Below are 5,305 nucleotides of genomic sequence, written 5' to 3' on the forward strand. Positions count from 1 at the left end.
GCCAACCTCCCGGCGAGACCGGGAGGGGCGGGTGAGGTCGACCGGTGGAGATCAAAGACCATTGGGGAGACCAACTCCAGTCGGCCGGTTCACGTGCTAGTTGCCGATCGCAACTTCGACGTCGTAGTCGAAGCGGTGCGTGCCTGTGCGCTGGCGCTCCTTGAACGTCGGCCACGTCTGGCTGGCGACGCAGCGGAGCCCCTTCGGCGTGATCTCGACCGCGCCGTCGCACGGCACCTCCGGCTCCTTGCCGGTGGCATCGCGCATGCCCTTCGCGAACTCCTCGGCGACGAGGCCGTCGATGTTCATGCGAATGAGGCCAGCCCGTTCGAGCGCGAACCCGCGACGCATGAGCACGTCCTTGAGCTCGAGGACCGCCCGCCAGGCCTCCGGGTTGAACTTCTGCATGAGGTCGTTGGCGAAGGCCTCCTCGTGCTTCAGGCCGTCGAGGCGACCGGCCTTCTCAGCGTCGGTGTAGCTCGGGTTCTTCGTGATCCGCTCGCGCTCCTCGTTGAAGTCGCGCTGGTCGGTCGCCCCACCACGGGTGGGGTTGTTGCCGATCTGCTCGCCGAAGATCCCGAGCATCTTCTTGGCGAGCGCGAGCAGCATGAGGACGCAGTGCGAGTAGCTGTACTCGTAGACCCGCGCCTTCTCGTCGTCGTAGGCGCAGCCCGCGGCCTCCTTCAGGATCGCCCGATCGATCTCCTTGATGTCGGGCTGGTACGGCTTGACGACGACGCCCATTAGGCCGCCGCTCCGGCCGACTCCTGCAGCTCCTTGTTGCGGTTGTGGACGACGCCCTCGTCGTGCGTCATGTCGAGGTTGTAGCGGAGCCGGCGGACCGAGGCGATCCCCTCGAGAAGCTCCTTCTCCATGTCGGCGACGGACTCGATCGTCGCCTCGAGCCAGTCCATGTCGTACGTGTCGATCTCGCCGTTGTCGTCGTAGGTGATCGCGCCGAAGCCGTCCTCGCCGGCCTGGATCGCGGCGACGAGCGACGAGATCGCCTCGGCCTTCATGCCGAGACGGGCGACGAGGAGCTGGAAGCGACGCTCGCCGATCTTCTCGTTCTGGAGAAGGGCGTAGCCGTCGACGAACTCGAGCTTGGAGGCGGGGGTGGTCATGATCTGGGAATCTCCTGTGGGTGGATGGTGGTTGACTAGGACGCCGACGCGACGGCCATGAGGCGGTTGAGCCAGTCCGCGCCGGCCGGGCTACGGACCCGGCTGGCGAACTCACCGACGATCGAGGCGTACGGACCGCCGGAGTGAGCCAGGTTGGTCAGGGCCTCGTCCAGGGCCGGGAGGCCGCGGATCTTCGCGAGGAGCAGCGCCTGGGTGCTCGACTCCTTGAACCGCTCGATGAGCACGATCGTCGTGTCCTCGGGGTTCTCGTTCTTGTCGATCGCAGTGGTCATGAGCCGCGCGAGCTGGCCCCACGTCTCCTTCGACGGCTGTCCCTTGTCGTCGAGCACCTCGTGGAACGGCTGCTCTACTGACGTGGCCGCCGGCTGCTCCTGGCGCGTCGGCATGCCCTCGACGTAGACCGGAGCCTTCGTCGGCGCGGCCGCGCGCTGGGGGATCTCCTCGCTCGGCCCCTCGGCCTTCACGATCGGACGGGGCGCCGGGACGGACGCCATCGGCACGTTGTAGGGCATCTTGCCCTCCTGGACGACGCCGACCACACCAGCGCCAGGCGGCACGACCGGAGGACGGGGAGCCTGGGGCGGGCGAGGAGCCTGCGGCGCCTGAGGCCTCACCTGTCCCTGCTGCGCAGGACGGAACTGCTGCTGGGGCTGCTGCTGCGCCGGGCGGAACTGCTGCTGCTGGGGCTGCTGCTGCGCCGGGCGGAACTGCTGCGCAGGACGCTGAGTCTGTCCCTGCTGCTGGTGCTGCTGGGGCGCCTGCTGGCGAACCGTGGGCGCCTGCGTCGGCTGGGGCTGCGGGGCCTTCGGCGCCGAAGCGCGCTTACCCTGGCGCTCCTTCAGGTTCGCGAGCTTGAGCTTGGCCAGCTCCTCCTTCGCCTCCTGGCCAGCCGCGTACTGGAGCAGCACGCCGCCGATCGGCTGGATCAGGTCCTTGACGCCGCTGATGATGTCCTTGGCCATGGTGTTCGGCGGCGGAGGCGGCGGCCCGATCTCCTTGCCGTCCGAGTTCGTGACGCGCATGCCGAGCTTCTCGAACTTCTCCTTGTTCTCGAGGAGCACATCGAGCGGGTCCTTCGGCTCGGGCAGCGGCTCGCGGTCACGGTCGTCGTCCTCGTCGTCGTCACGACCACGGGCAGGGCCGTTCTGCAGCTCGGCGAGACCACGAGCCATCTCGAAGACGTCCTTCGTGAAGGCCATGGGGTCCGGAGCCTTGTTGTTCTTGCCGCCGAGCTCCTTCGCGATGAGGGTGGAGACCTGGTCCAGGGTGATCCCCTGCTGAGGGGGCGGGATCAGGTCCTTGGCCATGGCCGTGACCTTCGACATGAGCTCGATCGGCTCGAGCTCCTTCTTCGCTGCCGGCTGCTTCGGCATCATCTTCTCGAACACGCCCGCCATGGCCTCCATCTGCTTCAGCGGGTCGACCGGAGCCGGGCGGTTCTGGAACGCCTGAAGCACGGGGGCGAGCAGGGGCGTGAGGGCCGAGACCACGGCCACGACCGTGTCTTCGGCCCTGCGCGGCGGCTCCGCCGGCGCGACGCTCCGCGTCGCCAACTCGGAGAACCGCTTCTCGAGGTTGGCCTGCAGGGCGTCCACCGACTTCTGGTGCTCGACCTGCTTGGTCTTGATGTCCTCGCGGAGCTCGTTGACCTGCCGCTCCGCAGCGCGCTTGTCAGCCTCGTTCTGACGCCGGAGATCCTCGACCTCCCGCTCGTGCTTGGCCTTGAGCTCGGCGACGGCGGCCTCACGCTCCTGCTTGGCCTTGAGCTCGGCTTCGCGACGCTCTGCGGCAGCCTTGGCGCGCTCCGCCTCCTCCAGGCGCCGGATCATGTCCGGGGAAGCCTCCTGGGTCGGCTTCGCCTTCTCGGGCGCCTCGACCGTGCCGTCTGCGGACACGCGCCGCAGCTCTGCGGTGAGCTTGCTCTGCTCGATCTCGAGCTTCGTCAGCTCCAGACGGAGCTTGGCATCCTTGATCGGGTCCTCGCTCGACAGGGTCTTGTCGAGCTCCCGCTCCTTGCTGGCGACGACCGGGACGGACGACACCTCGGAGCGGGCCTCGGGGCCCTTCCAGCCGTGGTCGCGGGCGATCTCCTCTGTCACGTCGATCGCGAGAGGCTCGTCCTCGTTGATCGGCCGGCCGTCGTTCGAGTAGAAGACGCCGATGTACTCCGCAGGGCCGCGACCGGCGAGCTCATTGAGGGCCCGCGCGCGCCAGTCCTCGTCTCCACGGATCCCCAGATCCGCGACGCTGGACATGATCGTCGCCCCACTCGAGGTCTTCTTCTTCTGGCGGATCCGGAGCTTGCCCTTGATCACTTCGCTCTCCTTCACGTCTCCCATGAGGGAGGCGCGAAGGGCGACAAGGTCGGCGGGGCCCGTGCTCATTGAGCTCGGCTCCTCGTCCTGGACGGGGGTCGGAGGCGGGGGAGGAGTCCGCATCGACGACGGGAGGGGCTTGTTGGAGCGGAACTGCGCCCCGCGCCCACGACGCGACGCGGCCTGGGCAACGAGTTGTTCGTGTTCATCGTCGGCCTGATCGGCAGCGGTCTCGTCCTGGTCTCCCGCGTCCGTCGCCTCGTCGGCGTGGTCCTGCTCCTCCTCGTCGGGCGGGGCGAAGTAGCCGTCGTTGTCCGGGGCTGCAGGCTGCGTCCGCTGCCGATGCTTGCTCATGAGGCCTCTCCTGTCTTGTTCGTCTTGGTGATCCGCGCTGCCATGCGCAGGAGGAGCGCGTCCCCCCACTTGTCGACCACGACCTTCAGGCAGAAGCAGACGAGCTTGAAGTTGGTCTTCGACCACGGTTCGCTGGGGTTCGGGCGAGCGATCGCGGCCGCGTCGGGATAGAAGCGCCTGTCGATCTGGAGCGCGACGCCCGAGAGCGCGCACTTCCCGTTCTGCGCCTCCCACTGGTCGATCAGGTCCTGGATCGAGAGGGGCGGCACGTCGTTCTTGCCGAACTGGACGTCGATCAGGCGCTGGAGACGGTCCGCGATCACCTCGATCTGGACGGTCTTGGCCTTCGACGGCGGCGTGATCTTCGCGGCCGCTCCCTTGCGCTGCGTGGCGATCACGTTGCCCGGGACGAACCCGCGACGACGATCGATCCGCTCGAAGTAGCAGGTCGCGCCCATGTCGGGCAGCGTGAAGATCAGATCGCGCACGTCCTTCAGCCGGAGCTTGAACTCGATCTTGTAGTGGCGAGCGCGGCGGCGGATCCGACCATACCGACGGCGGGCCATGGCCATGATCTGGCCGTGGTTGTCGTAGTAGCGCGAACGACCGCTGGCTTGCTCGCCACAAGCGCACTTGCAGAGCTTGTCTGCGCGCTTGTGATGTGCTGCTGTGGTCAAAGTCGCCTGCATCACAACCTTGTTTCGTCGACCATCTCGATGCCATTCCGGACGATCGTTGAATTGTTCTACCCGGTCCGGATCTGTCCTGTCTACGGACATGCAGAACATTCTTGCTGTTCCAAAGAACCCTTTTGACCACATCCACTTGTGCGTCTAGCCTGCCTTGACCCAGGAGGAGCTTCCGTTTGGCAACGACGACCACCAACGACGCCGCGCTGGACCAAGTCCGCCGCCGTCTCTCCGCGCTTCGCGCGCGGAGCCAGGGTGCTGGTCGTCCGTTCGACACGAGGATCCAGCTCGCTGGATCCGGTGACGAGATCACCGCTGGAACCATCCAGGAAATGTCCCGGCTTGCCATTGACGGCAGCCGCGACCCACTCGTGCGCCTGATGGCGATCGACATCCTCGACGGCGTTCAGGGGCGAGATCACGACGCCGTCGCGCGGCGCTTCTTCTCGTGGATGCAGGACCAGGGGTCCGGAGAGCGCTCCGGCGTCAAGTTCGTGAACGACCCCTTCCGGACTGAGCAGGTCCGCTGCCCGTGGTGGACGCTCGTGGTCGAGGGCTGCGGCGACTGCAACTCGGCCTTCGCGACCACGGTCGCCGCGCTGCTCCTCAGCGTCGGCGTCCCCTGCTTCTTCCGCACGGTGGCAGCCGACCCCGGTCGGCCCAGCTCGTTCAGCCACGTCTACACCGTCGCGAACATCCGTGGTGTCGAGCTCCCGCTGGACTCGAGCGTGGCCTTCTCCATGCCCGGCTCGGAGCCGACGCAGATCACCCGCCAGAAGGACTGGCCCATTCGTCACTACGA

At 67.2% G+C, this 5,305-nt stretch carries 5 protein-coding genes; 1 reads left to right on the forward strand and 4 read right to left on the reverse strand.

The features are described from left to right. Positions 1-96: 96 nt before the first annotated feature. From IPF76_RS15010 to IPF76_RS15025, 4 genes are read right to left on the reverse strand one after another with little or no spacing between them, the layout of a single operon-like run. The gene (locus IPF76_RS15010) at positions 97-744 is read right to left on the reverse strand and encodes a hypothetical protein (protein ID WP_293845704.1); all 648 of its coding nucleotides are present in this window, start codon (positions 742-744) and stop codon (positions 97-99) included. Continuing rightward, entirely contained in the window at positions 744-1,124 is a 381-nt protein-coding gene (locus IPF76_RS15015) for a hypothetical protein (RefSeq protein ID WP_293845706.1), read from the reverse strand. The genes IPF76_RS15010 and IPF76_RS15015 overlap by 1 nt, the downstream gene beginning before the upstream one ends. A 35-nt stretch (positions 1,125-1,159) precedes the next feature. Beyond that, positions 1,160-3,814, reverse strand: coding sequence for a hypothetical protein (locus IPF76_RS15020; RefSeq protein WP_293845709.1), 2,655 nt, complete (start codon positions 3,812-3,814; stop codon positions 1,160-1,162). After that, a complete protein-coding gene (locus IPF76_RS15025) occupies positions 3,811-4,602 on the reverse strand; it encodes a hypothetical protein (RefSeq protein WP_293845712.1) in 792 nt (263 codons plus the stop codon). Before IPF76_RS15025 ends, IPF76_RS15020 begins: the two co-directional genes overlap by 4 nt. 77 nt (positions 4,603-4,679) lie before the next feature. Here IPF76_RS15025 and IPF76_RS15030 point away from each other — a divergent pair. After that, a partial coding sequence (locus IPF76_RS15030) for a hypothetical protein (RefSeq protein WP_293845715.1) occupies positions 4,680-5,305 on the forward strand: 626 nt, incomplete at its 3' end.

The organism is Sphingopyxis sp. (assembly GCF_016704835.1).
Classification (GTDB): Bacteria; Pseudomonadota; Alphaproteobacteria; order Sphingomonadales; family Sphingomonadaceae; genus Sphingopyxis.

Coding starts and splice junctions, on each gene's coding strand:
- IPF76_RS15020 (WP_293845709.1), bottom strand. CDS start 3,814: ATGAGCAAGCATCGGCAGCGGACGCAGCCTGCAGCCCCGGACAACGAC.
- IPF76_RS15025 (WP_293845712.1), bottom strand. CDS start 4,602: ATGTTCTGCATGTCCGTAGACAGGACAGATCCGGACCGGGTAGAACAA.
- IPF76_RS15010 (WP_293845704.1), bottom strand. CDS start 744: ATGGGCGTCGTCGTCAAGCCGTACCAGCCCGACATCAAGGAGATCGAT.
- IPF76_RS15015 (WP_293845706.1), bottom strand. CDS start 1,124: ATGACCACCCCCGCCTCCAAGCTCGAGTTCGTCGACGGCTACGCCCTT.